The sequence below is a fragment of the Vicinamibacteria bacterium genome, from assembly GCA_035620555.1.
Classification (GTDB): Bacteria; Acidobacteriota; Vicinamibacteria; order Marinacidobacterales; family SMYC01; genus DASPGQ01.
On sequence record DASPGQ010000159.1, the window covers coordinates 1 to 3,663 of the forward strand.

6 protein-coding genes are annotated in these 3,663 nt (G+C 63.0%); 4 read left to right on the forward strand and 2 right to left on the reverse strand.

The features are described from left to right. Together VEK15_06075 and VEK15_06080 are read left to right on the forward strand one after the other, a co-directional pair. A partial coding sequence (locus VEK15_06075) for a heterodisulfide reductase-related iron-sulfur binding cluster (GenBank protein HXV60242.1) occupies positions 1-489 on the forward strand: 489 nt, incomplete at its 5' end. Continuing rightward, positions 486-1,037: a DUF3501 family protein gene (locus VEK15_06080; GenBank protein ID HXV60243.1), complete on the forward strand. Its 552-nt coding sequence runs from the start codon at positions 486-488 to the stop codon at positions 1,035-1,037. The genes VEK15_06075 and VEK15_06080, both read left to right, overlap by 4 nt. A gap of 7 nt (positions 1,038-1,044) precedes the next feature. Here VEK15_06080 and VEK15_06085 read toward each other — a convergent pair whose 3' ends face one another. Both VEK15_06085 and VEK15_06090 read right to left on the reverse strand, forming a co-directional pair. Beyond that, positions 1,045-1,410, reverse strand: a complete 366-nt coding sequence (locus VEK15_06085; GenBank protein HXV60244.1) for a type II toxin-antitoxin system VapC family toxin — start codon at positions 1,408-1,410, stop codon at positions 1,045-1,047. A 3-nt stretch (positions 1,411-1,413) separates the two neighbouring features. Then, on the reverse strand, positions 1,414-1,629 hold the full coding sequence (locus tag VEK15_06090; protein HXV60245.1) for a ribbon-helix-helix protein, CopG family: 216 nt from the start codon (positions 1,627-1,629) through the stop codon (positions 1,414-1,416). 253 nt (positions 1,630-1,882) lie between these two features. Between VEK15_06090 and VEK15_06095 the strand changes: the two genes are divergently transcribed. Both VEK15_06095 and VEK15_06100 read left to right on the forward strand, forming a co-directional pair. Further along, complete coding sequence (locus VEK15_06095) at positions 1,883-3,154, forward strand: hypothetical protein (GenBank protein HXV60246.1); 1,272 nt, start codon at positions 1,883-1,885, stop codon at positions 3,152-3,154. A 21-nt stretch (positions 3,155-3,175) separates the two neighbouring features. After that, positions 3,176-3,663 (forward strand): hypothetical protein (locus VEK15_06100; GenBank protein ID HXV60247.1); only part of this gene is annotated, 488 nt, incomplete at its 3' end.

Below are 3,663 nucleotides of genomic sequence, written 5' to 3' on the forward strand. Positions count from 1 at the left end.
TCGGAAGACCGCGACGTCGCGCGGAGAGTCGCCGATGCCGTTCAGGATCCATCCGAATATCTCTGGTCCATACGAAAAGAGGAGCGGTTCGATACCGGCTTCAAGAGCTCACCAGGGCCACGGGTGGCCTACCACGCGCCCTGCCACCTCAGGGCGCAAGCCGCCGGCTTCAAGGGTCGCGATCTCCTCAAGAAGATTCCCGGAGTCGAGCTCCGGACTACGATGGATTGCTGCGGGCACGACGGCACCCACGCGATGAAAGTGGAGGGCTTCGAGTACTCGAAGCGCGTGGGGGGGAAGGCCTTCGACGAGATGAAAGGACAGGACGCGGAGGTGTGGGCGACCGATTGTCCTCTCGCCGCGCTCCAGTTTCAGCAGCATGCGGGCGTCAAACCGATGCACCCGATGAGCATCCTCGCCCGCGCCTACCGCGAGGACGGTTTTTCCAGCGAGCTCGAATCCTCGGAAGTCGAAGGGAGAGACCCGTGAGAGCCGTCGAGCGCAGCGAGATCCTGGATTACGTCACCTACGGGGAGCGGCGTCAGGAAATCCTCGAGGCCGTCTTGGCGCAGAAGAAGCCCCGGCGCATCCACCTGAGTGATCACCTGACGTTCTTGTTCGAGAACCACGACACGGTACGCTTCCAAATCCAGGAAATGGTTCGAGTCGAGCAGTTGGTCAAGGAGGCGGACATCCAGCACGAGATCGATACATACAACGAGCTCCTCGGCGCCAAGGGCGAGCTCGGGGTGACGCTCCTCATCGAGATCGACGATGTGGCCCAACGCCGAGAGCTCCTGAGGCGCTGGAAGGATCTGCCGCGGCATATCTACGTAAAGCTCGAGGACGGGCAGAAGATCTACGCACGCTTCGACCCACGTCAGGTCGGCGAGGATCGTCTCTCCTCGGTGCAATACCTGAAGTTCGACACCCGCGGCACCGTCCCCGTGGCGGTGGGGTCGGACCACGAGCTCGTGATTGCCGAGGCGGAGCTCACCGAGGAACAACGCGCGGCGCTCGAGACGGATCTTCTCTAAGGCCTATCTAGAGTGCGTAGGGAACGCGTACGCCCGGATCGTCCCGGGGGAAGTCTTTCGTGTTGCGGGTAACGAACATAGCGTGCCGGAGACGTGCCGTCGCCCAAATGAGCGCATCGGGAAGTCGCAGGCGGCGGTCGCGCCGGAGAGCTACGGCTTCTTGAGCCGTCTCAAGATCCACGTCGCAGACCTCGAACGTTGCCAGGAAATCCCGAATGATTTGCTCCTCTTCCTCTCCGCGCGCACCCACCATCGTCTCCGCCCAGCTGATGACACTGATGGCACGATCGGGAAACCGCTGGATCTCAGATTTAGCTTTCGCGATGCCGTTCAGATAGTCGACGAGGATGTTGGTATCGAAGAGAGCGCGCACGTCTCACCACTCGCGGCGCAGCCGCCGCTCGTAGGTGAGCCCTTCGACATCGCGCTCCCGCCAGAGTCCAAAGGCGCGATCCGAGTCCAGCCGAAGACGTCGCCGGGCGTACTCGGCCACCGCCCGGCGAATCGCCTCGGCTCGAGAGATCTTCTCGCGTCGACAGAGCTCCCCCAGAGCTTTCAAGTGCTCCTCGGAAAGCTCCACGATGGTTCTCATATACGTTATCATATGACGACATCAGATGCCTGTCAACGACTCAGGTAACGGGTCGAGACGCACTTCGAGGAGCAGAACACCTTCTCCCCAGGCCTTGCTCGCTTGGACGTTCGCCCACCGGCCAGACTTACGATCCCATTGTGGCCGCTCGATCACTCGCTCGGCTGTTTCGTCGGTGACGCCCGTTTTGTCGCTTGACGGTTGACTCTCGAAACTCGAGCGTCGTCGTCCCCTTCGCAGTTATGATGACGCGATGTACCTGAGGAGTGGCGCGGTCCTTTTGTCGGCCCTTTTCCTGGCTTCCTGTCAGGACGATCGAGCGCGGAATCGCGCGGCGGCCGATCAGATACTCGCCGCTGTCGAATCGTGGCTCGGCCCCATCGAGATGGAGCCGGAGCTCGAGGATCTCGTCGACGAGCTCGAGCGTTCCGGGCTGACACCGTCTCGTGTCTTCGCGAGGACGCAGGGTTGGACGGAAAGCTCATCGACGAGGAAGACCCTGACCCTCGCAGGCCACCCCGGCGACGGCACGTATCGCATCGTGGCGGCGCCGACCCCAAGTCCCCTGACGCAGCCAGGCGACTACCGCGGGACCTTTCACATAGAGAAGCTCGCCGAGCACGAGTATCGTTGGAGCGGCGAGGACGACGTCCTCCTCGGTGTGTTCCCGCTCTCGGTGCTCATGGTCGTGATCGAGTCAGTGCTCGAAGAGCTGAGCTCGAGCCAAGGGCCATCCGATCTGCTTCGATCGCTTCCCGAAACGCAGAATGCGTGGGGACGGCTCGGCACGCTAGACGGTCTCGAGCGACGCGACCTCGATGATGGCACCACGTCGATCGCCCTCCGGGTCTCGCTCCACCCCGAGCGTATCGGAGACGCCTTTCCCGACTACGCGCGCTACCTGGAAAAGGCAGTTCGTCCGATCGAGATGGAGCTAGACGTGCTCGACGAGGAAGACGTCCCGTGGTGCCGCGTCGAGCTCCAGGAGCTCGGGATCGAGGCCCGCCTGCGTGTTTCTCGTGAAGGGCTCGTTCCACTTCACGGTCCACCCCGCCCGCTACCCGAACGCCTGGTCACCGTGACCAGCCTCTCGACGAAAGCCGGCTTGTTTCGCGTGGGTTTTCGCAACTTGCGGTCTCGCTTGCGCTTCCAGCGCCGGCCGGACGAGATCGAGATCGCGTTCCTGTATCTCGACGAGCCCGAGTGGCGCATCCCTTTTCTCGTGGAGCCTTTCTTGACGAGCGCCCTCCGCTACCCGTTCGAAGGCGACGGCGTCGAGATAGCGACCCGGTTTCACCGCCGAGCCGACGGCGGAACGCTCATGGCGAGCGAGTTCCGGATGGCCGTCAAGGAAACCTGGCTCCTGCGGCGCGTTGGCGGTGGTTTTGGCGGAGAATACGACGACAGTGCGGAGAAGCAGCGGCGGCAGTTTGCCGCGGAAGTCATCGATGCGCTGAAACGAGACATCCAGGCCGCGCTGAACGAAGCACCGATCGTGGGCCGCGCTCGAGCGAGATCATGGTAAGGTCTCCGCTCGGCTTCTGACATGCGGATCATAAGCGCCGACTCACACACGATCGAGCCGCACGATCTCTGGCTCGAAGCGCTCGGCGACAAGTACGGCGACGAGACTCCTCGCGTCGTGGAAGGGCACGCCGGGCGAGAAGGACTCTTCTTCTACACCGGCAAACAGTACGCACGGTTCAAGGAACAGGATCAGAAGACCGCGGACGCGGGGACGCCCCTGGCGGGTCGCGATCCCGTCCAGCGCGTCGCGTTTCAGAAAAAGGCGGGGATCGCCGCCGAGGTCCTCTACCCCACGCTCGGTCTGTCGATTCTGCACTCGAGCAACCGCAGGGAGTATCGGGAAGTCGTCCGCGACGCTTCGCGCGTCTACAACGATTGGCTCGGTGATTTCATCTCCCACGATCCCCAAAGGCTGATCGGCGCCGCCATGATCCCGATGGACGACGTCGCCTGGGCTTGCTCGGAGCTCGACCGGGTCGCCGCCCGGGGCTTTCGTACGCCGATGAT

What these genes read in the sequence shown, in the direction of transcription:
- VEK15_06090 (HXV60245.1), bottom strand. Translation starts at nt 1,629, where the DNA reads ATGAGAACCATCGTGGAGCTTTCCGAGGAGCACTTGAAAGCTCTGGGG.
- VEK15_06095 (HXV60246.1), top strand. Translation starts at nt 1,883, where the DNA reads ATGTACCTGAGGAGTGGCGCGGTCCTTTTGTCGGCCCTTTTCCTGGCT.